Origin of the sequence: Porphyrobacter sp. TH134, assembly GCF_002855495.1 — a bacterium.
Lineage (GTDB): Bacteria > Pseudomonadota > Alphaproteobacteria > Sphingomonadales > Sphingomonadaceae > Erythrobacter.
Genome location: NZ_PKRO01000021.1, coordinates 14,668 through 38,508 on the forward strand (window position 1 = coordinate 14,668; position 23,841 = coordinate 38,508).

Sequence of the window (23,841 nt, forward strand, 5' to 3'; positions counted from 1 at the left end):
CAGCATGGGACTGAGCATCGACGAACAAAAGGCGGTTGACCGTTTCCGCAAGGACGTGGTCGAACCGTCGCAATCCAAGCTCGTGATCCTTGATTTCTGGGCCGAATGGTGCGGGCCATGCAAGGCGCTGACCCCGGTGCTGGAAAAGGTCGCGGCAGACTATGCGGGCAAGGGCGTCGTCCTTGCCAAGCTGAATGTCGACGAGGAACAGTTCATCGCCGCGCAGTTTCAGGTGCGCTCGATCCCGACGGTTTATGCCATGTTTCAGGGGCAACCGGTCGCCGATCTCACCAGCGCCCGGACCGAATCGCAATTGAAAGCGATGCTCGATCAGTTGCTCAGCCAGCTGCCGATTGCAGCCGGGGCGGCCGACGACGCGGCTGGCGGCGCAGCCCGGGGCCCGTCGCCTGAAGAGCTCGCGCAGTTCATCAAGCTGGGTGACGAAGCGCTGGCAGCCGGCGACCCGCAGCGCGCGGCGGGCATCTTTGCGCAGATCACCGAATTCGCGCAGGACAATGCCCCTGCCCACGCAGGCCTCGTGCGCGCGTTGGTGCAATTGGGCGAAATCGATCAGGCCAAGCAGGTGATGGAAGTGATCGACAGCGATCCGCGCCTCGCCACCGATCCCGCCATTGCGCCTGCCCGCAGCGCGTTGGAACTGGCCGGTACCCGCGTCGACGATGGCGAGCTTGCCGCCCTGCGCGCCGCCGCTGCTGCCGCGCCCGAGGATATGGACGCGCAATTCGCCTTTGCCGAAGCCGCTTTTGCCGCCGGCCAACGCGATGATGCCGCCGACACGCTGCTCACCATGATCGCTGCGGATCGCGAATGGAACGAAGGCGCGGCGCGGGCCAAGCTGCTCAAGATTTTCGAGGCGACTGGCCTTGAAGACGAATGGGTGGTCGGCGTCCGCCGCCGCCTTTCGCGCGTATTGTTTGGATGACCGCCAACACCATGACCCGCCGCCTTTCCATCTTTCCGCTGACCGGCGCCGTGCTGTTTCCCGGGATGCAGCTGCCGCTCCACCTGTTTGAGCCGCGGTACCGCGCGCTGGTGAGCGATGCGTTGATTCGCGACCGCCAGATCGCGATGATCCAGCCGCAAAGCCCGGTCGAAGGCGCGCCGCTGTACAAGGTCGGCTGTATCGGCAAGATCGGCGAAGTGCAGGCGATGGAGGATGGGCGCTATAACATCATCTTGGAAGGCACGGCCCGGTTCCGGCTGGTGCGCGAGCTGGATGTCGCCACCGCTTTCCGCCAGATCGAAGCCGAGGTCTATGCCGAGGACGAGGACGAAACCCTCTCCCACGCCCAGCGCGGCGGGTTCGAGCGTGAGGCGCGGCGCTTTGCCGATATGCAGGGTTACAGCGTCGACTGGGATTCGGTCGAACGGCTGGATGATCGCTCGCTCATCAACGGCGTTTCGCAGATTGCTCCGTTCGATCCGGCCAGCAAGCAGGCGCTGCTGGAGGCCGAAACCCTGACCGACCGGTGCGAATTGCTGGTGCAGTTGATGCAGTTTTACGGGCGCACCGACGGCAGCGAGGAAATCACCACCCTGCAATAAAGCGGGGTGTTAGCCCGCCTTTTGCTTATCGATACAGGCGCTGATGACCGGCAATTCGCGCTCCAGCGCCTCGCGGGTGGCCAGCACCCGGGTTGAGGATACCACCAAAGCATCGACATCCGCGTCGGCCATGTCAGGCGCTTTCAGGCGGCCGGCCCGGTCATCCCAGTAGCCCACAATGGCCGGGGTGATTTCCATGATCTTGGCAGGCACATCGCCGGCGGGCATGATTTTCTGGGCAGCCGCTGCGGCCGAAACAAGACCGCGGCATTTCCAGGCTTCTTCAACTTCGGCCCGGGTGGCGGGGGTTGTTTCGCTGGTCAGAGCGGCCGCGGTTACGCTGCCGGCGGTGCTGGTGCCCGCCGGGTCTGGAGCGCCATCTGCCCCCGTATCTGCGCCGGTTTCCGAACCGCAGGCCGCAAGTCCGGCCAGAACAAGTGTGAGTGTCAGCATCCGCATGGCTTTTTCCTTTCGTGGAGAAAACCGCAAATGATCACAAAAGCGGACATGGGATGCGCACGCTGGCGCGATTCTTTTCACAACGGCGCGTTGGTTCGTGCCTTCTTTTCTACGGCAAAAGCCCGGAACCTTGCGGTTCCGGGCTCTGCAGGCCGCCTCCAAGGGGCGGAAGGCGGCCCACGGGAACGGGGGCGTAGGGATTAACGCAGCAGCGACAGGACGTTCTGTTGCGACTGGTTGGCCTGCGCCAGCATCGCGGTGGAGGCCTGGCCGAGGATCTGCGCCTTGGCGAGCGCGGTGGTTTCCGCCGAATAATCGGTGTCCATGATCCGCGAACGCGCGTCGGTCAGGTTGGTCGAGACGTTGGTGAGGTTGTTCACCGCCGACTGGAGCCGGTTCTGCACCGCACCCAGACCGGCGCGGGCGGTGGTGACGGCACCGATGGCGTCATCAAAGTTGGCAAGGGTGGGGGCAGTGGTATTCAAGGTGCCATTGGTAATATCGATGACGGTGGTGATTTCGGTCGCACCTTCGAGATCCGGCAATTCAATCTCGACGACGTCATTGGCTGTTGCGCCTGCCTGAATGGACACGGTGCCAGCCGTGCCGCCCGAGCCATCGAACAGGTTGATACCGTTGAACTGCGTGTTCTGAAGCACCGACGTGATCTGCGCGGCAAGGGCGTCCTGTTCCACAGTGATATTGGCAAGGTCGTCAGTCGAATAGGTGCCGTTCTCGCTCTGCACGGCCAGTTCGCGCATCCGCTGGAGCATGTTGGTGACTTCGTCCAGCGCGCCTTCTGCCGTCTGGGCGAGGCTGATGCCGTCGTTCGCGTTACGCACGCCCTGCGACATGCCGCGGATCTGCGAGGTGAAGGAGGCGGCAATCGCAAGGCCGGCGGCGTCGTCAGCGGCGCTGTTGATCCGGCTGCCGGTCGACAGACGCTGCATGGACGTGCCGAGCATTTTGCCGGCCGAGACGCTGGCGTTGGTGGCGCGGAGCGCCGAGATGTTGGTACCGATAACGTTCATTGGTCGAAACTCCCGGATGGTCAGGCAGGACGAACAAGCCCGTCGCTGCTGGCGATTAGAGCGGCTGGCTGCCGGGAAGTTTAAGCAAGAAAAATAATTCCCTTTTATCATTGTGTTAGATCAATGGAGCGCCCCCGTTCGCGGCACGTCGCCACCGCGCTCTACGTGTTCGCCGCTGGCGTTCTAGGGGAAGCTACGGGGGCTTAAATTTGCCACCTGTCCAGCCTGATTGCGGCAGAGGATTGCCGAGACCAACCTCCACCAACGGCACAGGGGCTAGCATGATGGAACGGGCAAGAGATGCGGTGCACCGCGCAGCCGCGCAGCCGCACAAGGCCGCGATGCACGACATTCTGATCGGCATGACTGTGCCGCTGATGGGCGGGCCGTGGCAGCGCGACCGGATTGTGCTGGGTGATGACCTGCGCCAGCCGATTGCTGCGGCCATTGCGCGCAGCGGCAAGGTGGCGATTGCGCTGGACCATGCGGCGGTCCCGTCCCTTGCGCTGTCCGGGGCGAACCGGATCGCGCTTGCCTATGATCCCGCGGCGCTGCCCGAAGCGCGCGCGGCGTTGCTCGCGGCGGCGGCGCATGGCGGCTGGCCGGTGGCGGGCGATCCGCAATCGCTGGCGCTGCTGACGCTGGCCGAACGGATCGCGGCCAGCGAAATCCCGGTGCTGCTGGAAGGCCCGACCGGCACCGGCAAGGAAGTGCTGGCGCGTTTCGTCCACCGCCTGTCGGCGCGTGCCGATGGCCCCTTTGTCGCCGTCAATTGCGCCGCGATGCCCGAAGCGATGCTGGAAGCGCTGTTGTTCGGCCACAAGAAGGGCGCCTTTACCGGCGCGGCTGAAGCGGCCGAAGGTCTGTTCCGCGCGGCCGATGGCGGCACGCTGCTGCTCGACGAGATCGGCGAACTGCCGCTGGCCCTGCAATCCAAGATGCTGCGCACGCTTCAGGAAGGCGAGGTTTTGCCGCTGGGCGCGACCAAGCCCTTGAAGGTCGATGTGCGGGTGGTGGCAGCGACCAACCGCCATCTGGCCGCCGAGGTCGAGGCCGGGCGCTTCCGCGAGGATCTGCTCTACCGCCTCAACGTGTTCCCCCTCACCCTGCCCGCCTTGCGCGACCGGCCCGGCGATATTGCCCCGCTCGCCTTTGCGATGCTGCTGCGCCACGCGCCGCAGCCGGGCTGGATCGCCGCCGATGCGCTCGCCCTGCTGGAGAGCCACGCCTGGCCGGGCAATGTCCGCGAGCTGGAAAATGTCATCCGCCGCGCGCTGCTATTGGCAGGCGAGGCGCGGGCCATCGCGTCTGACCACATCATCTTTGATACCGCCGTGCGCGCCGTGCCTGACCCTGCGGCCCTGCCGCTGGCCGAGGCCGCCAATCAACGCTCGCTGTCCGATGTCGCCTTCGCGTCTGAAGCGCGCGCGATCCTTGATACCCTCGCGCGCCACGGCAACAACCGCGCCGCGACCGCGCGCAGCCTGGGCATTTCGGAACGCACGCTGCGCTACCGCCTCGCCTCGATGCGCGGTGCCGGGATGCTGGCTGTGGAAGGTGCAGCATGAGCGGGGTGAGCGGCATTGGGCGCGCCAGTTTCGGCATCGAGGACGTGATGGCGCTGCGCAGCCAGGTGCTCGCCCGCAGCGCCGCCTTGCGCGATGTGCGCGCGGCGAGCGAGGCAGGCCGCGCCTTTGCTCCCGCGCAGGCACCCGGATCAGGCTTCGCCGATACGCTGCACACGGCCTTGAAGCAGGTCAGCGCCGTGCAGGAACATTCGTCGCAAATGCAGGTCGCCTATGAACGCGGCGCCGTGACCGACATCGCGCAGGTGATGCTGGCCCGGCAGGAAGCGGGCGTTGCCTTCGAGGCCACGCTGCAAGTGCGCAACAAGCTGCTCAACGCTTATCAAGACATCATGCGGATGGGGGGCTGATAGATGGCTGACGCTCTGCCCGTGCCTGCCAATCCGGCGGGCCTGCCGCTTGATCCTGCCACCGCCCAAGGTGCGGGCGGCTGGCGCACCATGCTGCCGCCGCAGGTTGCCGGCTTTGTCAGCCAGCCGGCACTCGCCCGCGCGCTCCCGGCGCTTGCCGGGGTCGGCGCACTGGCAGCGGCGGCTGGGCTGTGGCTGGCGATATCGTCCGGCCCTGACCGGGTGCTCTACACCAGCCTCACCGATGCCGATCGCGCCAAGGTGGTCGAGGTGCTGGAAGCGGGCGGGATCGAATACGCCATCGACAATTCCACCGGCGCGCTGTCGGTGGCCGAAGGGGATGTCTACCGCGCCAAGATGCTGGTCGCCAGCGATGCCGGGATCGCCGCGCCCGAAGGGGCTGAAGCGATGCTTGATGCGATGCCGCTAGGCACCTCGCGCACGCTGGAGGGCGAACGCCTACGACTGGCGCGCGAACGCGAGCTGACACTGACCATCCGCGAGATCGACGGGATCGAAAGCGTGCGCGTCCACCTCGCCACGCCGGAACGATCGGTGTTCGTGCGCGAAAATAATGCGCCAAGCGCATCGGTGATGGTGCGGCTGGTCAGCGGGCGCAGCCTGTCGCCCGATCAGGTTTCCGCCATCGTCAATCTGGTCGCAGGATCGGTGCCGGGGCTGACGGCGGATGCGGTGCGGGTGGTCGATCAGAACGGCCGCTTGCTATCCGACCCGCGTTCGCAGGAAGGCGAGGGGCTGACCCTGCAACGCGAGCACGAGGCCAAGCTGAGCGAGCAGCTTGATGCGCTGCTGCTGCCCTTGCTGGGCGAGGGCAATTTCAGCGCGCAGGTGCAGGTCGAACTTGATCGCAGCGAAGTGACCTCGGCCCGCGAAACCTACGAGAAAGAAGGCGTGGTGCGCACCGAGAGCGCGCGCGAGGCGACCCGCACGGGCGCAGGGCCGGTGGGCGGGGTGCCGGGTGTGCCCGCCAACACGCCGCCGCCCCAGGCGCAGCTGGTCGACGGCGCGCCGCAGCCTCCCGCGCCGCCCGCCGCCGCTGCAACCGACACCGAAACCGCGACCGACCGCAGCTACGAATTGGGGCGCGAGGTTGCCGTCACCACCGCCGGGCCGGGCAGTCTCAAGAAGCTGTCGGTTGCGGTCGCCGTCAGCGATGCCGCGCTCAAAGCCGCAGCGCCCATGACCGCGCAGCAATTGCAGGCGCTGGTCAGTGCGGCCGTAGGGGCCAATCCCCAGCGCGGCGACATGGTGCAGGTGGTGGCCAGCAAGTTTGAACCGACCGATCTGGAACCGCCCGCTTTCTATGAACAGCCGTGGTTCGCGATGCTGGTGCGCTATGGCACCGCGCTGCTGGCCGTGCTGCTGGTGCTGCTGCTGGCGGTGCGTCCGCTGATTGGCAAGTGGAAGGGCAAGGCCGCGCCGCCTGCCTCCGCCGCCGCTGGTGATGCCGTGGCAGCAGACGGCGCCGAGGGCGAGAATACCCAAGCCGAAGAGCTGGCCAGCGATGCGGCCGCGCAGGACATCGGCACCCCGCTTGGCGATTTGCCGCGTCAGGTGGAACTGGCCCGGCGGCTCGCCGCCAGCCAGCCCGACCGCGCGGTCGAAGCGCTCCAGCGGATGCTCGAAGCGCCTGAAACGCGTCCCGCCGAAGCCGGTGCCGCATGAGCGCCGAGCTCCCCATCACCGAAGCCGGCACCGCGCTGCTGAGCCGGGCCGACCGCGCCGCAGTGTTCCTGATGCTGCTCGACGATGCCGAAGCGACCAGTCTGCTGGCGCGCCTCAGCCCGGCCGAGCTTGAAAAACTCGGTGCGGCGATGATGGCACTGGGTGAGATCGATCAGCCGCACATGGCCGAAGCGCTCGCCGATTTTGCGGGTGAGGCCGCGCGCGAGCTGCTGCCCCAGCGCGGGCGCACCGACCGGGTGCGCAATCTGCTCGACAAGGCGCTGGGCCCGGCGCGGGCCGACAGCATGATGCAGCGGATCGAGCCTGATGCCGCGCCGCGCAGTCTGGCGCTGGCGCAATGGTTGGCGCCGGGCGTGCTGGTGCGGCTGATCCTGGATGAACACCCGCAGGTGATCGCCGCGCTGCTGCTGCTGATCGAGCCCGAGCCTGCCGCCGAGGTGCTGGCCATGCTGCCGCTGGAACTGCAAACGCTGGTGGTCGAGCGCGTGGCGAAAAGCGGGGCCATATCGGCCACCGCCATAGCCACGATCGATACGCTGCTGACCCAGCGCATTTCGGCAACCTATGGCACAGCCGCGCTGATGCTGGGCGGCCCGCGCGATGCGGCCAACCTCATCAATCTGGCCGCGGGCGAGCTGCGCAACACCGTGCTGCCCGCCATTGCCGAACGCGATGCGCCGCTGGCCGAAAAGATCGAAGAAGAACTGTTCACCTTCGAAATGCTGTTCGCGCTCGATCCGATGTCGATGGGCAGGCTGCTGCGCGATGTCGACAACGAGAAGCTGGTCGATGCGTTGAAGGGTCTCAAGGATCCCGACCGTGCGCCGTTCTTTGCCGCCATGTCGAGCCGCGCGGCGGACGGCGTGCGCGACGAGATCGACCTGCGCGGACGCCTGTCCAAGGCCGATGTGGCCGCAGCGCAGAAGGCGATTGTCGAGATTGCCCGCGGGCTGGCCGAAGCAGGCGAAATCGTGATCGGGAATGGCAATGGCGAATTCGTCTGATTGGCTGGCGCGTCTGGCCGCGCCCGCCCCTGATGATCGCGCATGGGCCGATCTGGCCGCGCCGGATTGGCTCGCAGCGCTGGATGCGGGGCGGGATGCTGGCGCAATGGCGGGCGATGGCTTTCGCGCCGCGCTGCCATTTGGCGAGACCGCGCCGCCGCCGCCGCCTGACCCCGAGCCAGTGCCCGATCCCGAACCCGAACCCGAACCCGATCCGGCTGCTGCCGCGGTAGCGCTTGCCTTTGCCGAGGGGCAGGCGGAAGGGCGCGCTGCTGCCATAGCTGAGGCTGAGGCCCACGGCGCGCGCCAGCGTGCGCTGCGGCTGACCTTTCGTGCGCTGGATGAAGCCGCGCTGGGCGTGCTGGCCGATGACCTTGCGGCCACCGTTATGGCCTTGTGCGAGAGCGTTCTGGGCGAGGCGGCGCTGGACCGCGGCGCGCTGCTGGCGCGCTGTCACGGCGCGGCGCGGCGGATTGGCGGGGCGGCCGATGCCCTGACGCTGCATCTCCATCCCGTTGATCTGGCGGTGCTGGGCGATGATGCGCTGGCAGGCTGGCGAGTGGTGGGCGACGCGGCGCTGGAACGCGGCACGGTGCTGATCGAAGGGGCCGATGGCTCGGTCTGCGATGGCCCGGCGGAATGGCGCCGCGCGATCGCCGCGGCGGTGCGCGGATGATCGCCGAATTGCAGCTTGATCTGGCGCGGATGCGGGCCGCTCCGGTGGCGTCCGGCCCGGTGCTGACAGGCCGCGTGGTGGCCTGCGATGGCGGCCTGATCGAAGTTGCGGGCCTGCCGCTGCCGATTGGCTCGCTGGGCCTCATCGAAAATGATGCCGGCGCGCCCTGCCTTGCCGAAGTGATCGGCTTTCGCGCGGGGCACTCGCTGATGATGCTGCTGGGCGATACGATGCTGCTGCGCCCGCAGGCCCGGGTGCGCGCGCTGGGCAGCCCCGGCGAGGTGCGCGTGGGTGAGGCGCTGCTGGGCCGCGCGGTTGATGCGCTGGGCGATCCGATCGATGATGGCCCGCGGCTCGATCTGCCCCACGTCTGGCCGCTGGCAGGCAAGCGCGAAGGCGCGCTGGAACGGGCGAGCGTCGAAGTGCCGTTCGATTGCGGGGTGCGGGCGATCAATGCCCTCGCCACAATGGGCGTCGGGCAAAGGCTGGGCATTATGGCGGGATCGGGGGTCGGCAAATCCGTGCTGGTCGATACCATCGCGGGTCATGCGGTCGCCGATGTCACCGTGGTCGCCCTGATCGGCGAGCGGGCGCGCGAGGTGTCCGACTTTGTGAACCGGCACATGGCAGGCCATCGGCGGGGCGGGATCGTGGTGGTCGCGGTGCCGGCCGATCACGCCCCCAATCTGCGCCTGCGCGCCGCGCAATATGCCAGCGCGATTGCCGAATATTTCCGCGGTCAGGGCAAGCGCGTGCTGCTGATCCTCGACAGCCTGACCCGCGTGGCGCACGCCGCGCGCGAGCTGGCGCTGGTGCTGGGGGAGCCGGGCGCGGCGCGGGGCTATCCGCCCTCGGCGCTGGCGGCGGTGACGCGCATTGTTGAGCGTGCAGGCAATTCCGCGCGCACCGGCGGGGCGGTGACCGGGGTCTACACCGTGCTCGCCGATGGGGACGATGCCAATGACCCGGTGGTCGATACGGCCCGCGCCATTCTGGATGGACACATCGTCCTGTCGCGCGAATTGGCGCAGCGCGGCCATTATCCGGCGATCGATATTCCCGCGAGCCTCAGCCGGGTGATGGATGATATCGTCCCGCCTGATTGTGCCGCTGCCGCGCGGCGGTTGCGTGCGCTGATTGCGGCGCGCGAGGCGGGGCGCGATCTGGTGATGATGGGGGCCTACCGCGCCGGCGGCGACGCGCTGCTGGACGAGGCGCTGGCGCTCTCCGCGCCGATTGACGCTTTCCTGACGCAGCGGCGGGGCGAGGCCGAAGCGCTGGCGGCGAGCCAAGCGGCGCTGACCGCGCTGATGGCCCGCAATGACCCGTGAAGCGCGGCGGTTGGCGCTGCTGCGCCGCCAGAGCCTGATCGCCGACGTGGCGCGCAAGCAGGCGCTGCGCGCGCTGGCCGAAGCGCTGGATGCCGAAGCGCGCCACCAGGCGCTGGCGCAGCGCAGCCGCGCGCTGGTGGCCGCCAGCGCGCCGCGCGCCGGGGCGACCACGGGCGCCGCCTTGCAGGCCCGCGCGGGCTTTACCGCGGGGCTGGCGCAGCTGGCCGCCAGCGCCGGGGATGCGGCCCGCGATGCGTCGCGCCAAAGCGCGTGGCAGGCCGATAGCCTCGCCCAGGCCGAAACCCGGGCCAAGCGGCTGGCCGAACGCACCGCGGAAGCCCGCGCCGCCCACGCCTCGGCCCGCGCAAGGGCCGAGGCGGCCCGCACCATCCCGCTGGCACGCAAGTTGCAAAGCCGTTCGGGCGGCTGATCCGCCGCCTGTTTTTGAGGATGATGCGATGATCCCGTTCATGCCCGACCTGTCTGCCGCGCTGCCATCCCAAGCCGCGGGCGGCGGAATGCCGCAGATGGCGCCGACGCCGGGGACGCCGCTGGCAACAGGGATTGATTTTGCCGGGTTGCTGGATGCGGCGATGCCATCATCCCCTGCGCCGGACTGCGCGCTGCCGCTGGCCGGGCTGAATGTGCTGCCGCTGGCTGGGCCTGATGCCGGGCCGGGCGGCAAGATCTTGCCGGTATCACCAGCGCAACCGGGCGAAGAATTGCCGCCCGCCGTGCCGCTGGCAGTATCTGTGCCCCTACCCCTGCCTGTTCATTTGCCGATCGCCCACACGGTCACCCGCCACGCTGACCTTTCCGCGCCCGAACCGCCCAGCGACATGATGACGCGCGCCGATGCCGAGCTGTCAAATGCTGCGGTCACAGGCGGCCCTGAAACCGGGGAGCTGCCAGCGGCAGCCATGCCCGATCCGCTGACCGATCAGGCCGCGCCCGATCCAGCGCTGGCGGCGGTTTTGGCGCCAGTGCCCGAACCAACGCCGCTACTGATACCAACCCTGGCGCCAACGCCAACGCCAATACCTGCGCTGGTCGCCGCGCTGCCCCCGCCCCTCACGCCGCCGCCCACTATGCCGCCCGCTGCGGGCATGCCGCAAGGCACCGCCGCGGCGCGGATGCTGGCGGCTGCGACCACACCGTCTGTCCGCAGCCCCACCAACGCCTTGCCCGTGCTTGCCCCCGAAGGCAGCGTGGCCCCCGAACCGGCCCCCGAAGAAGCGGCCCCTGCACCGGCCCCCGCTGGGGCCGCGCTGCCTGCCGAGCCAGCGTCTGCCGCGCCCGCAGCGGCCGCGCCCGCGCCCGGCACTCCTGTGGCCCCGCCCCCGCCTGCACCCCCGCTCGCCATGCCCGAGCGGATCGAGGCCCCCCGCGCGCCCGCGCCGCAGCAGGAAACCGCCATCGCGCAAGTGGGCGACCTGCGTGAGGCGCTGCGGTCGGCCCGGCCTGAAATGACCCTGCGCCATGCCGAATTCGGCCATGTCTCGCTGCGGCTGGAAGCCACCGGCACCGCCGATTGGCGCGCCGTGCTGGCCAGCCGCGATCCCGGCTTTGTCCCCGCCATTCAGGCCGCGCTGGCCGAGCGCGCCGTCGCGGCCGCCTCGGCCAGTGCCGAGAGCGGCGCATTCATGGGCCAAAACGGGACATCGGAGCAGCGCTACGGGGCTTCCCCTAATGGGGGCAAGCAGGCCTTTCACCATACCTGGGCCAATCGGGTGGACGAGACGGCGAGGCTGCGCCGGACCACCGCCGCACCTCCACCGCCGCCGCACTGGCAGCGCGGTCAGAGGGCGAGGAGGACCACGGCAGCCAGACCGGCCAACAATCACGCGGCATGTTCGCCTGACCGCAACCAGCGGGCGGGGCGCGACGAAACACAGGGAACTGACACACCATGGCCAAGGGTAAGGATAAGTCCGATGCCGCAGGTGAAGGCGGCGGCAAGTCCGGCAAGGGCGGGGTTATCAAGATCGCGCTGGGCGCGGTGTTGCTGCTGGGGCTGGGCGCGGGCGGGGCTTACGGCGCCTTTGCGATGGGCCTGATCGGGGAAACCGGCAAGGACGAGCCCGATCAGCCCAAACTGGTGCTGAAGACCGAGATCGATCCCTATGCGCTGCCCGGCGCCGAGAAGGAAAAGGACGCCGCCGCCCCGGTTTACGGCGAAGGCGGCAGCAAATACCGCACGGCCTATTACAGCTTTTCCGACAGCTTCACCTCCAACCTCGCGGATTCGCCGGGGCTGGTGCAGGTCGAACTGGCCGTCTCCACCCGCCGCGATGGGCGCGTGCTGCAATGGGTCAAGACCCACGAATTGGCGATCCGTTCGGCCATTCTCGCCCAGCTGGCCGCCAGCACCGAAGCCGAGGTTTACGATGTCGAGGGCAAGAAACGCCTCGGCATGCGCCTGACCAAGGCCGTCAATCAGGTGCTGGAGGAAAACGAAGGCTTTGGCGGGATTGATGCCGTGCACTTTCGCGGGTTCCTGGTCCAATGAGGATGGGGCACGCCTTTGCGCCGGTCCGTGCGGCCGCGGTGCACTGTTCTGAACTGACGGCCCACGGTGCCGGGCGCGGCATCAACGCCGAAGAAAGCGCCAGCCTGCTGGCCGCGTGGCGGCGCGATCTGGCGCGGCTGCTGGCCGATGATCTGTCAGGGCTTTTGTCGGGGGACCGGCTGGATGTCAGCATTGCCGAACCCGACCGGATCAGCGGTGCAGATGCGCTGCGCCGGATCGGGCCGATTGCCGCCAACAGCCTGCTCAGGGTGGGTGCGAGCGGGGAGACCGCGCTGCTCAGCTTCGATTTTGCCACCGCCATTGCGCTGACCGACCGCAGCTTTGGCGGGGACGGGCGCATCACCGGCGCGGTGCCCGATGCGCTGCCGCGTTCCGCTGCGCTGCTGGCCGAGGAGACCGCGACCATGATCGCGGGCGCCATCACCCGCGCCAGCTTTGGCGACATGCCGCCGCCTGCGGGCATGACCACGCGCGGCGAGGTGATCGTGCGCAGCGAAAGCGCCGCGCGGTTGAAGCCCTTTTCGCTGGAGGCCGAGGCCCTGCTGTTCACACTCGACATCGCCAATCGGCAGGGCTGCACCTGGCGCGCCAGTCTCGCCATCGCCGCTGACCGGATGGCCCGGGTGTTGCCCGGCGGCGGCCGCCGCGCGCGGGCACGCGCGGTGCGCCCGCCTGCCACGGGGATGGCGGCGCCGTTTGCCGACATGCCGCTGCCGCTGCATGTGGTGCTGGCGCAATTCGACCTGTCGCTCGCCCGGCTGCAAACGCTCAGCCCCGGCGATACCATCCCGCTGGTGATGGGCCGTCAGGTGCCGCTGCTGGTGGGCGATACCACGCTGGCGCATGGCAGTGTCGGCACCTGCGAGGATCGCATGGCGATCCGCCTGACCCGTCTTCCCGTTCCCGCATTTGCCGAAGGTGTCGCACCATGACCGCTTACCAACCCGCTGCCTTTTCCCGCTTTGGCGATGTGGCCGTGCGCCTGTCGGTCGAACTTGGCCGCACCGAACTGCCGCTGCGTGATGTGCTGACGCTGGGGGAGGGCAGCACCGTCACGCTCGACCGGCTGACGGACGAATTGCTCGATGTGACCGCCAATGGCCGAGTGATCGCGCGCGGCGAAGTGGTGGCGGAAAAGGGCCGCTTTGCCTTGCGGATCGTCTGCCTGGTGGGTGAGGATGGCAAGGACGTGCCGCCGCAACCGGGCGCGCCGGGTGTCAGCGCCTACGCTGACCCCGTTCCCACCCCTGCCTCTGCCCCTGCCGCTGCCCCCGCGCCGATCAGCGATGGGATGGCCGATGGGCCCGCCGCGCCTGAAGCTGCCGCTCCGCCGCCGCCCCCGCCCCCGGTCGATCCGCTGACCTCCGCGCTCGACGATCTGTTCTGAGCGGGCGGGCGGAGCGATGCTCGAATATCTCTTGCGCCTCGCGCTGCTGCTGCCGCTGCTGGCGGGCCTCATCTGGGGCAGCCTGTGGCTGACCCGGTATCTGCAAACGCGCCTGCACGGCGGCGCGGCAAGGCAGGGGGGCGGGCGGCATCTGCAACTGGTGGAAACCAGCCTGATCGCGCCCGGCATGAAACTGGCGGTGGTGCGCTTTCATGATCGCGAGATCCTGCTCGGCTGTACGCGCCACGGGCTGGTCCGGCTGAGCGAGGCCCCTGCTGCGACCCTGCCGGAGAGCGCGTGATGCAAGGCCCTGTCAACTGGCGTCCGGCCCTCATGTGCCTGCTTGCATTAACCATGTTTTTTGCCGCGCCTGATCTGGCACTGGCCGCCGCCCCTGCGCCCAATCCGGTGACAGCGGGGGTCGGCACGGCCATCGAACGCGCGCTGGGCGACGGGCAAGCGGGTGAGGACAGCCCCTTGAGCATGTCGCTCCAGCTGCTGGTGGTGATGGGCCTGCTGACCATCCTGCCTGCGCTGGTGCTGATGATGACCAGTTTCTTGCGCATTCTGGTGGTGCTGTCGATCCTGCGGCAGGCGCTGGGGCTGCAAGGCTCCCCGCCGGGGCAGGTGCTGGCCGGATTGGCGCTGTTCCTCAGCTTGTTCGTGATGGCCCCGACGCTGGACATCGTGAACGCGCAGGCGATTGCCCCCTATGCTGCCGGAACTATCGGCGCGGATGCTGCCATCGGCAAGGCGGGCGAGGCCTTCCACGCCTTCATGCTGGCCCAGACCCGCGAGGCGAACCTTATCATGTTCACCGACATCGCCGGCGGCGGCACCTTCAAAAGCGGCGCAGAGGTGCCGTTCTCGATCCTGCTGCCCGCCTTTGTCACCAGCGAGCTGGAAACCGCCTTCCAGATCGGCTTCATGATTTTCCTGCCCTTCCTCGTGATCGACCTGGTGGTGGCCAGCGTGTTGATGAGCCTTGGCATGATGATGCTGTCGCCCACCATCATCTCGCTGCCCTTCAAGCTTTTGCTGTTCGTGCTGGTTGATGGCTGGGCGCTGCTGATGGGCAGCCTTGCCCTGAGCTTTGCGACATGAACGAAGATGCTGCCCTGCTCGCGCTGGCAGACCAGACGCTGTGGGTGACCGCACTGATCGCCGGGCCCGTGCTGATCGCGACGCTGGTGGTGGGTCTGGTCGTGGGGATCATCCAGGCCGCCACATCGGTCAACGAACAGACGCTCAGTTTCATTCCCAAGCTGGCGATCACCGCGCTGGTCTTTGTGGTGCTGGGCGCAGCGATGATGGGCTTGCTCACCGACTTTACCCGCGAGATCATGGCGCAGGTCGCCGGGCTTTCGGCGTGAGGGGGCAGGCGTGAACGTCCTCGATACTGGCCTTGGCAGCCTTGAAGCGCAGCTGTGGCAGATCCTGTTCCTGTCGGTCCGCTGCGGGGCGGCGCTGATGGCCGCGCCGATGGTGGGCGGCACGGCGGTGCCCGCGCCGGTGCGCATCCTGCTAAGCCTGACGCTGGGCTATTTCATCGCCGCCTGGGTGCCGCTCGCCCCGCCGCCTGCCATGCTGAGCTTCGCCGCCGTGCTGGCTGTAGTGCAGGAAATCGCGGTGGGGCTGATGCTGGGCTTCGTCCTGCAACTCGCCTTCGCCATCCCCCTGATCGCGGCCGAGCAGATTTCGGGCACCATGGGCCTTGCCATCGCCACCTCGATTGATCCGGCCAGCGGCACGCAATCGGGCGCGCTCGGCACGTTTTTCGGGCTGGTGCTGAGCCTGCTGTTCTACGCCATCGGGGCGCATCTGCTGTGGTTTGAGCTGCTGATCGAAAGCTACCGCTTGCTGCCTGCGGGCCAGTTCGCCTTCGGGGCATGGCGCGCGCAAAGCGTGGTGCTGTTCATGGGCTATGGCCTTGCCACGGCGGCGGCCATCGCGCTGCCGGTGGTGCTGGTGTTGCTGCTGGTGCAGGTGGTGACGGGTCTGATCGCGCGGTCTGCGCCGTCATTGAACCTTTTTGCGCTTGGCCTTCCGGCGGGCGTTCTGGCCGGCATCGCCGCACTGATTATCGCGCTTCCCGTGATGGTCCACCAGTTCAAGGGCGTGATCGAAAGCGCGCTCGACCATTCCGCCATGCTGATCGAGGGGCGCTGACATGGCCGAGGAAACGCCGGGCGAAAAAACCTTCGCGCCAACCGCCAAGCGGCGGGAAGACGCTGCCAAGAAGGGCGATGTGCTGCGCTCGAAAGAGCTTGCCACGCTGGCGGGCACGGCGGCAGGCGCGCTGGCGTTGTGGGGGCTGGGGGCGTGGCTTAACGACAGCATGGCCCAGATCGCGCGCGCGGGTTTCCGCTTTGACCGGGCGGCGCTGGATGGTTTTGCGCCGGGCGCAGTGCTGCTTGATGCGGCAAGCGTTGCGCTGCCGCCGGTGATGGCGCTGGGGCTGATCGCCGCTGGCCTCACCGCCGCATCGCAATTGCTGCTGGGGCAGGATGGGCGCTGGGTGGCGGCCAATGCGGGCTTCAAGGCTTCGCGCATCAATCCGCTGTCGGGCTTCAAGCGCATCCTTGGCTGGCAGGGTCTGATCGAACTCGGCAAGGGGCTGGCCAAGCTGGCGCTGCTGGGCGGGATCGCGTGGTATTGGGGCAAGGGCCGCATCGCGCCATTGCTTGCCCTTGGCACCCTGCCGCTGGAGGCGCAGCTGGGGCAGGCGCTGGAGGCCTTCACCAGCCTGATCGGCGCGCTGCTGATCGGCCTCACCGTGATTGCCGCCATCGATTACCCGCTGCAACGCTTCCAACGCGACAAGCGGCTGATGATGAGCTTTCAGGACCTGCGGGATGAAAACAAGCAATCCGAAGGCTCGCCCGAGATGAAATCGGCCCGCCGCCAGCGCCAGCGCGATCTGGCGCGCGGCGGGGTGGCACGCGCGATGCAGGAAGCGCAGTTCATCGTCGTCAACCCGCTGCATTTTGCCGTGGCGCTGACCTATGATCCCGCCCGCGCGCCCGCGCCGCTGCTGCTGGCTAAGGGCCGCGGCGAAACCGCGCTCGCCATGCGGGAAATCGCGGCGGAAACCGGCCTGCCGGTGCTGGAATACCCGCAGCTTGCCCGCGCCGTCTATTTCACCACGCGCCCGAACCAGATGGTGCGCGAGGAATTGTATGTCGCGCTCGCCTCGCTCGTCGCTTTCGTGATGGCGCTGAAACGCGGGGCCCGCCCGCTCCGCCCGGTGGTGGAGGTGCCCGCTGCGCTGCGGTTCGATGGTGATGGCAGGCCCGAAAACCATGCTTAAACTTGTCCGCCAGCGCCCGTCCTACAGCGCATGAACACCTCCGGCTCCTCGATCATTTCGGCACTTGGCGCAGGCAGCGGCGTCGACTTCATCAAGCTGGCGAGCGACATTTCGGCGGCCAGCTTTGCCGTGCAGCGCGATAGCATCGCCGCGCGCAAGACCAGCCTTGAAGCGCAGATTTCCGCCGCCGGGCAGCTGCGCGCCAGCGTGACCGGGCTGGCCGCGGCGCTGGGCGACCGGATCCGCAACGGCGATCTGGCCCCGCGCGGCGAGTTGGGCAATGCCGCCGTCGCCCGCGTCAGCGTGCCGCCGGGGGTTTCGCCGCGCGGCAATTTTGCGCTGGAAGTCACCCAGCTTGCCCAAGGCCAGACCCTGCTGGGCCGCAGCTACGCCAGCCGCGATGCGCTGGTGGGCGAAGGCACCATGACGCTGCGGTTCGGCACAGTGGCAGGCGCCAGCTTCGCCCCGGATACCGCGCGCGCTGCCATCGATATCGCCGTCACCGCGACCGATACGCTCGCCAGCCTGTCGGCCAAGATCAACGCGGCCACTGGCGGCGCGGTGCAGGCCTATGTCGCCACCGGCACGGGCGGCGCGCAGCTGGTGATGAAGGGGCGCGAAGGCGCGGCCAATGGCTTTGTGATCGAAACGGCCGGTGCGGGCGGGGCAGCGGCGCCGGGCGATCTGAGCTATCTTGGCTGGACCCCGGCCACCAACGCCGGCCAGTTGCAAGGCACAGCGCGCGATGCGGCGTTCCGGCTGGATGGCGTGGCGATGACCAGCCCCACCAACCGCGTCACCGGCCTGCCGGGCGGCTTCACGCTCAACCTGACGGGCACCAACACAGGCGCGCCCACCAGCCTGAACTTCGCCAACAACACCGATGCAATTGCTGGGGTGATGAGTGATTTTGTCGCTGCGCTGAATGATATTGCCGGGCAGGTGAACCAGCTGGCCGCCCCGTTGGGCGGCGAGCTGGGCAATGATCCGGGCGCGCGCGAATTGCGCCGCGATCTGGCGCGGCTGGCGGGCCAGGTGGTGATGCCCGGCGCGGTGGATGGCGAGCCGCGCACGCTGGCTGACCTTGGCGTGGCGCTTAACCGCGATGGCACCTTCCGGCTCGATACCGCGCGGCTGAACCGTGCGATCGAGACGACGCCCGATGCCGTCGCCGCCATGTTCACCACCGGCGTTTCGGGCGTGTTCGGCACGATTGACCGGTTCGCGCGCGAAAACACGGTGGTGACTGATCCCGGCTCGCTCGGCAGTTCGCTGCGGCGGTTCGAGGCGCAGGTGGCCGCCAGCGACGAACGTCTCGCCCGGATTGCCGAGCAGCAGGAGGCGCTGCGCGAACGGCTGACCCGCCAGTTCACCGCGTCCGAACGCCAGGTTGCAGCATCGCAATCGACGCTGACCTTTATCCGCCAGCAGGTCGACATCTGGTCGGCGCGCGACAATTAAGGGGTGCCCGCAGTGCAGATGCTTGGCCAAAATCCCGCCGCCGCCTATCGCCGCGTCACGCTGGAGGCGCGGATCGAGACATCGGGCAGCGCTGATCTCACCCGCATCTGTCTTGACGAGGCGCAGGCGGCCCTGGGCCAGGCCCTGATTGTTCTGGAACGCGGCCTTGCCCCTCCCCGAGAAGCGCTGATCCGGGCCCAGACGATCATGGTGTGGCTGGCCCAGTCGGTCGCAGCGGACCATCCGCTGGGCACAAGCCTCAAGGCGTTTTACGGCGGGCTCGCCAGCCAGATCGGGGCCAATCTCCTACAGGCGGATGCTGCGTCAATTGCGCAGATAAAGAATGATATCAGGGATATACTGGACGCCGCCGGGTAGGCGGAAGCAATGTTTCACGTGAAACATTTGCAGAACATCGTCACATTTCGATCCATTCCGCAATGATCCGCGCGGCATCGGCGGGGTCTTGGAACGGGTGGAAATGGGTCATATCGGGCCGGTAGAGGTCGGTCCCCTGCGGCAGCTGCGCGGCAAGTTCCGGCCAGGTCGGCGAGCTTTTGAAATCGTTGAGATCCGTGTGCTGCGCCCGCACCACCAGCACCGGAATGTCCACGGTTTTGGCGGCGTCCAGAATGCCCGCGTTGCTGCGGCTTGAGGCATAGACGCTGGCTTCCACTTCAGGCGCGCAGGCCAGTTCCAGCCCCGCGCCAGAGGCCGCCTTGGTCAGACCGTAGCGGCAGTAATCGGCAAACACGCGCGGCGCGAACAGGTTGTACGGATCGCGGCTCTGGAAGCGCTCGATCATCGCCTCGGGCGAGGCAAAATCGCGCTTGCGGCGGATCGCAGGGTGGGGGTTTTCGGCGGTGTAGAGCGGCTGGCCGGGGGCGTAGAATTCCGGTGCGAGGATGACGGGATCGAACAGCACCAGCCGGGCAAAGCGCCCCGGCGCATCGGCGGCGACTTGCAGCAGCGTATGCGCGCCCATCGAATGGCCGATACCGACAGCGCCGGTCAGGCCCGCTTGCCCCAGAAAATCAGCGACATCGCTGGACATTGTGCGCCAGTCGCCAATGGGTCCGGCGCGCGACTGGCCGTGTCCGCGCAGGTCGATGGCATAGGCGGGATGGGCGGGGAAGGCTGCGATGATGCTATCGAACACCCGCCCGTGAAACCCGGTGGCATGGGCGAACACCAGCGGTGCTCCGCCACTTTTGCTGTCGGCGACGGGCGCCCATTCATGCACGGCCAGATCAATGCCGTTGGCGGGATAGAAGCGCGTGGTGGGAGCGGGGCGGGCCATGGTCATGATGCTGGCCCAACCGCATCACCGGCCCCAAGTCAATCGCGCGCTTTTGGCAGGGGCAGGGTCATTCGGCGGCAAGCGCGTCAGGCTCCCCGCGGTTGCGCACGAAGCGCAGCGCTTCGGCCAGACGATCGGGCGCGATGAGGTGCAGCATCCCGAGGTACAGCGCAACGCCAAGCAGCACAGCGCAGGCCAAAGCGATGATGTCCGGCATATCGGGCAAGGCCCGCAGCATCAGCGCTACCCCTGCCGCCATCATCAGCGCCGCAGCAAGCGGCGGCAGGATGGCGCGCGCCAGCCCGGCATAGCTGAAGCCCAGCACGCGGCGCGACAGCACAATCGTCGCCCCGGTCAGCACCGCCATTCCGCCAACCCAGCCCCAGGCAAAACCGGTTACGCCCCAATGGGAACCGATGAAAAAGCCCAGCGGCATGGTAACGCTGCCCAGCATTGTCACCCGCAAGGCGATCCCCGGCCGCCCGCGCGCATTGGTGGCGGGCGCGAACAGGATTTGCAGCGTCAGCATCGCCATCGCCGCAGCAAGGATCGGCAGCAGCGGGACGATTTCGATCCACTTTTCCCCCAGCAAGACCGGCACCAGCACCGGGGCGACCACGGCCAATCCGGCATAGGCAGGCAGGCCCACCAGCATCACCAGCCGGATCGTGGCGATAAGAGCGGATGATCCCCAGTCGCTCGTCCCCTCGCTGTGCTGGCGCGAATAGGCGGCATAGGCGACCTCGTTGATTGGCGGCACGAACTTGGCCGCCAGCAATTGCGCCAGAAACAGCCCGGTGGTGTAGACGCCCAGATCATGCGGATCGAGCACGCGTCCGGCGATCATCACATCGGCCTGGCTCTGGACGAACCAGAACAGCTGCGTTGCGGTCATCACTCCGCCAAAGCCTGCGATGTGGCCTGCGCCCTTGAAGCGGAAGCTGGGGCGGATCGGGGAACGCGCGGCCCAGGTCATGCCGACCGCATCGGTGAAGAACATCGCCATGGGCGCGAAGACCAGCGTCCACACCCCCCAGCCTGCAAGTGCCCCCGTCAGCGCCATGATCGCGCCGGCCAGCGCGGCGGCAAGGCGCACCTGTGCCGGGCGGCGGAAATCCATCCGGCGGCTCAGGATCGCATGGGGCAGCGCGCAGAACGGCACGGAAAGATATAACAGCGATTGCACCCGCAGCAGGTTTGTGACCATCGGCTGTTCGAACCATAGTGCCACCAGCGGCGCAGCGATGAACTGGGTAACGGCCAGACCACAATTGAGCAGGATCAGCATGCCCAGCGTTTGGCGCAGTCGCTCCTCGCTGACATGTTCCTCGCGGATCAGCGCCGAGGCGAGGCCCCAGCCGTTCATGGTGCTGAGCAGCATCAGCATCACCTGCGCCATGGCGAACAGGCCATAATCCTGCGGCGCGAGCAGGCGGATCACGATCAGGGTCGAAGCCCAAGAGACGATCTGGGTCAGTACCTGACTGCCCGACCGCCAGATCACCGCCGTGCGCACCTGCGCGGCGAGCGAGGGGGGCTTGATGTTGGGGTCAGCCTCAGCCACCGGCCATCTCGTGCGGCTTGAATGCTTCGGTTCCGGCAGAGGGGGGCCATATCTCGCCCCATGCCTGGGCCAGCACATGGGCGGCAGAGCGGCTGCGGACAAACAGCAGATCGGTCATGTCGTAGGCCGCTACCGCGCCCATTTGCTCTTTGTAGCCGGTATCGCCCACGCCCATGTCCATCACGGATTGGCCATCGGCAATCGCATCTTCGATGGCGCGGTAATTGGCGAGCTTGCCAATGCTCAGGTGTCTGAGATCCTGAACATAGCTGCCTGCGATCCCATACTGCACCGGGCCATTATCCAGATCAAAGCTGAAGGCGACCGGGCGATCATCCAGCATCAGGATGGTGGCGCACAGCATGTCGGCGAGCACCGGGTCGGTCAGCGCATGGCTCCACAATGCGCGCAGGGCCGGGGTCATGAACTTGGCCCCGCTGCCATTGGTGCGGCGCGCGATCCAGCTTTGCGCCTCGATCCGGCCCATCGCTTCGAGCGTGCCGGTGTCCCACTGCGCCCCGCGCACATAGCGCCAGCGCGGCGTGCCGATTTCCTCAAGCTTGCGCCACGCCGCGCGCAGTTTCCTGGCGGTAGAGGCCCGCGGCCAGCCAGCCGCGCGGGCGGCATCAAGATCGATCACCCAGCTGGTTCCGGCCGGGCGTCCCAGCACTGTCCAGTTGGCCAGCTGCGCCGCCGCGACGAGCAGGCGGATCGCCGGATCATCGCCGCGCACAGGGCCAACCCGCCACACCCCGCCAAGGCAGCGCGCGGCGCAATGATCAAGCCCGTGGGCCAGTTCGAAAACATCGCAGTCAGGTGCGATCAACGGGCTGCGCAAAGGCCAGTATGATCCGGGCACCTTGCGCGCGCGGCCGATGGCCGGGCCAAAGGCGACCGTTGGAATCGCGGCAAGCAGCGCACCGTCGGCCTGACGTTGCACCAGCAGCGTCCGGCCGCGATGGGGGGCGCGGGCGGCATACCACGCTGCGCGCAGAAAGCTGTGTCCTGCAAGGTTGCAGGCTGCAAGCGTGTTGATTTCCGGCGGGAAGCCTTCCACTGCCGCGACCCTGAGGTCGCCCGTTGCAATCCTGCTTTCGTACATCACCCGCCAGCCTTAGCCGGTTGGCGTAACCACGCGGTTAACCACAGGCCTCGCGGGGCAAGAAGGTGGTCAGAACACCACGACGCTGCGGATCGATGTGCCTTCGTGCATCAGATCGAAGGCGGTGTTGATCTCTTCCAGACCCATGACGTGGGTGATCATCGGGTCGATCTGGATCTTGCCGGTCATGTACATGTCGACGATCTTGGGCACGTCTGTCCTGCCCTTGGCTCCGCCGAAGGCCGTGCCGCGCCAGTTGCGCCCCGTGACGAGCTGGAACGGGCGGGTGGCGATTTCCTTGCCCGCTTCGGCAACCCCGATGATGATCGAGGTGCCCCAGCCGCGGTGGCAGGCTTCAAGCGCTGTGCGCATCACCTCGGTGTTGCCGGTGGCATCAAAGGTGTAGTCCGCGCCGCCATCGGTCATCTCGACGATCCTGGCGACGGTCTCCTCGCGGCTTAGCCCCTTGGAATTGAGGAAGTGGGTCATGCCGAAGCGGCGGCCCCATTCCTCGCGGTCAGGGTTGATGTCGACGCCCACGATCAGGTTCGCGCCGGCCAGCCGTGCGCCTTGAATGACGTTGAGGCCGATCCCGCCGAGGCCGAAGACCACGACATTGTCACCCACCTGCACCTTGGCGGTGTTGGTCACCGCGCCGACACCTGTGGTGACACCGCAACCGATGTAGCAGGCGGACTGGAACGGCGCGTCTTCGCGGATCTTGGCGACCGCGATTTCGGGCAGCACGGTGAAGTTCGAAAAGGTCGAGCAGCCCATGTAGTGGAAGATCGGCTGGCCCTTATAGCTGAAGCGCGTGGTGCCGTCGGGCATCAGGCCCTTGCCTTGCGTCGCGCGGATCGCGGTGCACAGGTTGGTCTTGCCCGACAGGCACGACTTACACTGGCGACACTCGGGGGTGTAGAGCGGGATGACGTGATCGCCGGGCTTCACGCTGGTGACGCCTGCGCCAACCTCGCGGACGATGCCTGCGCCTTCGTGGCCGAGCACGCTGGGGAAGATGCCTTCGCTGTCCAGCCCGTCGAGCGTGTAGGCATCGGTGTGGCAAATGCCGGTCGCCATGATTTCGACCAGCACTTCGCCTGCCTTGGGCCCTTCAAGATCAAGCTCGACGATTTCGAGCGGCTTTTTGGCTTCAAAGGCAACGGCAGCACGGGTCTTCATGGGGAGGGTCTCCGATTGGTCAGCGGCGGGGGGTTACGGCTTCGTGGCCATAAGGGCAATGGCGGCAGGCCGATCCGCAACACTTGCCGCGCTTGAGATGCGCGAGCCGGGTGAACACGGTGTAGCCGGTGGCAGGATCGCGATAGGTCGCCTCGCCGCGGGCGCAGGCGGCTTCGTGCAGGGTGTGGACATCGGTGTCTTTGGCGGGCTGCGTCATGGCGAAGCGCGATAAAGCGAAAGTGTCCGCGATGCCATGCACGAAACAAAATTGCCGCGATGGGCAGTATAGCGGCTT

The 23,841-nt window shown here is 67.6% G+C and carries 27 protein-coding genes; 20 read left to right on the plus strand and 7 right to left on the minus strand.

Annotated elements, in window-relative coordinates:
* The first annotated feature begins 4 nt into the window (after positions 1-4).
* On the plus strand, positions 5-943 hold the full coding sequence (locus C0V72_RS10195) for a tetratricopeptide repeat protein (RefSeq protein WP_101794061.1): 939 nt from the start codon (positions 5-7) through the stop codon (positions 941-943).
* Positions 940-1,566 carry an LON peptidase substrate-binding domain-containing protein gene (locus C0V72_RS10200; RefSeq protein ID WP_442792579.1) on the plus strand — a complete coding sequence of 209 codons (627 nt, stop codon included), beginning with the start codon at positions 940-942 and terminating at the stop codon, positions 1,564-1,566. The genes C0V72_RS10195 and C0V72_RS10200 overlap by 4 nt, the downstream gene beginning before the upstream one ends.
* A gap of 9 nt (positions 1,567-1,575) precedes the next feature.
* Here C0V72_RS10200 and C0V72_RS10205 read toward each other — a convergent pair whose 3' ends face one another.
* Positions 1,576-2,025, minus strand: coding sequence for a hypothetical protein (locus C0V72_RS10205; RefSeq protein ID WP_101794029.1), 450 nt, complete (start codon positions 2,023-2,025; stop codon positions 1,576-1,578).
* 200 nt (positions 2,026-2,225) lie between these two features.
* On the minus strand, positions 2,226-3,056 hold the full coding sequence (locus tag C0V72_RS10210; protein WP_101794030.1) for a flagellin N-terminal helical domain-containing protein: 831 nt from the start codon (positions 3,054-3,056) through the stop codon (positions 2,226-2,228).
* 284 nt (positions 3,057-3,340) lie between these two features.
* Here C0V72_RS10210 and C0V72_RS10215 point away from each other — a divergent pair, with 284 nt between their 5' ends.
* Genes C0V72_RS10215 through C0V72_RS10300 form a run of 18 tightly spaced genes read left to right on the plus strand, consistent with a single transcriptional unit; the run spans position 3,341 to position 18,776 of the window.
* Positions 3,341-4,624, plus strand: coding sequence for a sigma-54 interaction domain-containing protein (locus tag C0V72_RS10215; RefSeq protein ID WP_233999887.1), 1,284 nt, complete (start codon positions 3,341-3,343; stop codon positions 4,622-4,624).
* Complete coding sequence (fliE, locus tag C0V72_RS10220; protein WP_101794031.1) at positions 4,621-4,992, plus strand: flagellar hook-basal body complex protein FliE; 372 nt, start codon at positions 4,621-4,623, stop codon at positions 4,990-4,992. Before C0V72_RS10215 ends, fliE begins: the two co-directional genes overlap by 4 nt.
* A gap of 3 nt (positions 4,993-4,995) precedes the next feature.
* The gene (gene fliF, locus C0V72_RS10225; protein WP_233999888.1) at positions 4,996-6,678 is read left to right on the plus strand and encodes a flagellar basal-body MS-ring/collar protein FliF; all 1,683 of its coding nucleotides are present in this window, start codon (positions 4,996-4,998) and stop codon (positions 6,676-6,678) included.
* Entirely contained in the window at positions 6,675-7,703 is a 1,029-nt protein-coding gene (gene fliG / locus C0V72_RS10230) for a flagellar motor switch protein FliG (RefSeq protein WP_101794032.1), read from the plus strand. Before fliF ends, fliG begins: the two co-directional genes overlap by 4 nt.
* Positions 7,687-8,379, plus strand: a complete 693-nt coding sequence (locus C0V72_RS10235) for a FliH/SctL family protein (protein ID WP_101794033.1) — start codon at positions 7,687-7,689, stop codon at positions 8,377-8,379. The genes fliG and C0V72_RS10235 overlap by 17 nt, the downstream gene beginning before the upstream one ends.
* Entirely contained in the window at positions 8,343-9,710 is a 1,368-nt protein-coding gene (locus C0V72_RS10240) for a FliI/YscN family ATPase (protein WP_442792580.1), read from the plus strand. The genes C0V72_RS10235 and C0V72_RS10240 overlap by 37 nt, the downstream gene beginning before the upstream one ends.
* A complete protein-coding gene (locus C0V72_RS10245; RefSeq protein WP_101794034.1) occupies positions 9,700-10,140 on the plus strand; it encodes a hypothetical protein in 441 nt (146 codons plus the stop codon). Before C0V72_RS10240 ends, C0V72_RS10245 begins: the two co-directional genes overlap by 11 nt.
* A gap of 28 nt (positions 10,141-10,168) precedes the next feature.
* Complete coding sequence (locus C0V72_RS16735; RefSeq protein WP_267893432.1) at positions 10,169-11,767, plus strand: hypothetical protein; 1,599 nt, start codon at positions 10,169-10,171, stop codon at positions 11,765-11,767.
* Positions 11,701-12,219 (plus strand): flagellar basal body-associated FliL family protein, encoded by a 519-nt coding sequence (locus tag C0V72_RS10255; RefSeq protein WP_442792581.1) that lies wholly within the window; start codon positions 11,701-11,703, stop codon positions 12,217-12,219. Before C0V72_RS16735 ends, C0V72_RS10255 begins: the two co-directional genes overlap by 67 nt.
* A 38-nt stretch (positions 12,220-12,257) precedes the next feature.
* Positions 12,258-13,172, plus strand: coding sequence for a flagellar motor switch protein FliM (locus C0V72_RS10260; RefSeq protein ID WP_172438990.1), 915 nt, complete (start codon positions 12,258-12,260; stop codon positions 13,170-13,172).
* Positions 13,169-13,627 (plus strand): FliM/FliN family flagellar motor switch protein, encoded by a 459-nt coding sequence (locus C0V72_RS10265; RefSeq protein WP_101794038.1) that lies wholly within the window; start codon positions 13,169-13,171, stop codon positions 13,625-13,627. Before C0V72_RS10260 ends, C0V72_RS10265 begins: the two co-directional genes overlap by 4 nt.
* Positions 13,628-13,643: 16 nt before the next feature.
* A complete protein-coding gene (locus tag C0V72_RS10270; RefSeq protein WP_101794039.1) occupies positions 13,644-13,928 on the plus strand; it encodes a flagellar biosynthetic protein FliO in 285 nt (94 codons plus the stop codon).
* 32 nt (positions 13,929-13,960) lie between these two features.
* Positions 13,961-14,731 carry a flagellar type III secretion system pore protein FliP gene (gene fliP, locus C0V72_RS10275; protein WP_101794040.1) on the plus strand — a complete coding sequence of 257 codons (771 nt, stop codon included), beginning with the start codon at positions 13,961-13,963 and terminating at the stop codon, positions 14,729-14,731.
* Entirely contained in the window at positions 14,728-15,000 is a 273-nt protein-coding gene (locus C0V72_RS10280) for a flagellar biosynthetic protein FliQ (RefSeq protein WP_101794041.1), read from the plus strand. The genes fliP and C0V72_RS10280 overlap by 4 nt, the downstream gene beginning before the upstream one ends.
* 10 nt (positions 15,001-15,010) lie before the next feature.
* A complete protein-coding gene (locus C0V72_RS10285) occupies positions 15,011-15,796 on the plus strand; it encodes a flagellar biosynthetic protein FliR (protein ID WP_101794042.1) in 786 nt (261 codons plus the stop codon).
* A 1-nt stretch (position 15,797) separates the two neighbouring features.
* Positions 15,798-16,937 carry an EscU/YscU/HrcU family type III secretion system export apparatus switch protein gene (locus C0V72_RS10290; protein WP_101794043.1) on the plus strand — a complete coding sequence of 380 codons (1,140 nt, stop codon included), beginning with the start codon at positions 15,798-15,800 and terminating at the stop codon, positions 16,935-16,937.
* A 30-nt stretch (positions 16,938-16,967) separates the two neighbouring features.
* Positions 16,968-18,398 (plus strand): flagellar filament capping protein FliD, encoded by a 1,431-nt coding sequence (gene fliD / locus C0V72_RS10295; protein WP_101794044.1) that lies wholly within the window; start codon positions 16,968-16,970, stop codon positions 18,396-18,398.
* Between the two features lie 12 nt (positions 18,399-18,410).
* Entirely contained in the window at positions 18,411-18,776 is a 366-nt protein-coding gene (locus C0V72_RS10300; protein ID WP_143704567.1) for a flagellar protein FliS, read from the plus strand.
* 40 nt (positions 18,777-18,816) lie between these two features.
* On the opposite strand, the gene C0V72_RS10305 is transcribed toward C0V72_RS10300, so the two are convergent.
* The 5 genes from C0V72_RS10305 to C0V72_RS10325 form a co-directional block, all read right to left on the minus strand.
* Positions 18,817-19,704: an alpha/beta fold hydrolase gene (locus C0V72_RS10305; RefSeq protein WP_101794046.1), complete on the minus strand. Its 888-nt coding sequence runs from the start codon at positions 19,702-19,704 to the stop codon at positions 18,817-18,819.
* Between the two features lie 61 nt (positions 19,705-19,765).
* Positions 19,766-21,262, minus strand: coding sequence for a lipopolysaccharide biosynthesis protein (locus C0V72_RS10310; protein ID WP_233999890.1), 1,497 nt, complete (start codon positions 21,260-21,262; stop codon positions 19,766-19,768).
* A complete protein-coding gene (locus C0V72_RS10315) occupies positions 21,255-22,364 on the minus strand; it encodes a GNAT family N-acetyltransferase (protein WP_101794048.1) in 1,110 nt (369 codons plus the stop codon). Before C0V72_RS10315 ends, C0V72_RS10310 begins: the two co-directional genes overlap by 8 nt.
* Positions 22,365-22,433: 69 nt before the next feature.
* Complete coding sequence (locus tag C0V72_RS10320; RefSeq protein WP_101794049.1) at positions 22,434-23,546, minus strand: S-(hydroxymethyl)glutathione dehydrogenase/class III alcohol dehydrogenase; 1,113 nt, start codon at positions 23,544-23,546, stop codon at positions 22,434-22,436.
* 19 nt (positions 23,547-23,565) lie between these two features.
* The gene (locus tag C0V72_RS10325) at positions 23,566-23,763 is read right to left on the minus strand and encodes a DUF5522 domain-containing protein (protein WP_101794050.1); all 198 of its coding nucleotides are present in this window, start codon (positions 23,761-23,763) and stop codon (positions 23,566-23,568) included.
* Between the last annotated feature and the right edge of the window lie 78 nt (positions 23,764-23,841).

Bases quoted from the DNA above. Each gene is read 5' to 3' on its own strand.
- C0V72_RS10265 (WP_101794038.1), top strand. From the start codon at position 13,169: ATGACCGCTTACCAACCCGCTGCCTTTTCCCGCTTTGGCGATGTGGCC.
- C0V72_RS16735 (WP_267893432.1), top strand. From the start codon at position 10,169: ATGATCCCGTTCATGCCCGACCTGTCTGCCGCGCTGCCATCCCAAGCC.
- C0V72_RS10270 (WP_101794039.1), top strand. From the start codon at position 13,644: ATGCTCGAATATCTCTTGCGCCTCGCGCTGCTGCTGCCGCTGCTGGCG.
- C0V72_RS10325 (WP_101794050.1), bottom strand. From the start codon at position 23,763: ATGACGCAGCCCGCCAAAGACACCGATGTCCACACCCTGCACGAAGCC.
- fliG (WP_101794032.1), top strand. From the start codon at position 6,675: ATGAGCGCCGAGCTCCCCATCACCGAAGCCGGCACCGCGCTGCTGAGC.
- C0V72_RS10290 (WP_101794043.1), top strand. From the start codon at position 15,798: ATGGCCGAGGAAACGCCGGGCGAAAAAACCTTCGCGCCAACCGCCAAG.
- C0V72_RS10305 (WP_101794046.1), bottom strand. From the start codon at position 19,704: ATGACCATGGCCCGCCCCGCTCCCACCACGCGCTTCTATCCCGCCAAC.
- fliF (WP_233999888.1), top strand. From the start codon at position 4,996: ATGGCTGACGCTCTGCCCGTGCCTGCCAATCCGGCGGGCCTGCCGCTT.
- C0V72_RS10280 (WP_101794041.1), top strand. From the start codon at position 14,728: ATGAACGAAGATGCTGCCCTGCTCGCGCTGGCAGACCAGACGCTGTGG.
- C0V72_RS10195 (WP_101794061.1), top strand. From the start codon at position 5: ATGGGACTGAGCATCGACGAACAAAAGGCGGTTGACCGTTTCCGCAAG.
- fliD (WP_101794044.1), top strand. From the start codon at position 16,968: ATGAACACCTCCGGCTCCTCGATCATTTCGGCACTTGGCGCAGGCAGC.
- C0V72_RS10320 (WP_101794049.1), bottom strand. From the start codon at position 23,546: ATGAAGACCCGTGCTGCCGTTGCCTTTGAAGCCAAAAAGCCGCTCGAA.
- C0V72_RS10315 (WP_101794048.1), bottom strand. From the start codon at position 22,364: ATGTACGAAAGCAGGATTGCAACGGGCGACCTCAGGGTCGCGGCAGTG.
- C0V72_RS10200 (WP_442792579.1), top strand. From the start codon at position 940: ATGACCGCCAACACCATGACCCGCCGCCTTTCCATCTTTCCGCTGACC.
- C0V72_RS10205 (WP_101794029.1), bottom strand. From the start codon at position 2,025: ATGCGGATGCTGACACTCACACTTGTTCTGGCCGGACTTGCGGCCTGC.
- C0V72_RS10235 (WP_101794033.1), top strand. From the start codon at position 7,687: ATGGCGAATTCGTCTGATTGGCTGGCGCGTCTGGCCGCGCCCGCCCCT.
- fliP (WP_101794040.1), top strand. From the start codon at position 13,961: ATGTGCCTGCTTGCATTAACCATGTTTTTTGCCGCGCCTGATCTGGCA.
- C0V72_RS10210 (WP_101794030.1), bottom strand. From the start codon at position 3,056: ATGAACGTTATCGGTACCAACATCTCGGCGCTCCGCGCCACCAACGCC.
- C0V72_RS10245 (WP_101794034.1), top strand. From the start codon at position 9,700: ATGACCCGTGAAGCGCGGCGGTTGGCGCTGCTGCGCCGCCAGAGCCTG.
- C0V72_RS10215 (WP_233999887.1), top strand. From the start codon at position 3,341: ATGGAACGGGCAAGAGATGCGGTGCACCGCGCAGCCGCGCAGCCGCAC.
- fliE (WP_101794031.1), top strand. From the start codon at position 4,621: ATGAGCGGGGTGAGCGGCATTGGGCGCGCCAGTTTCGGCATCGAGGAC.
- C0V72_RS10240 (WP_442792580.1), top strand. From the start codon at position 8,343: ATGGCGCCGCGCGATCGCCGCGGCGGTGCGCGGATGATCGCCGAATTG.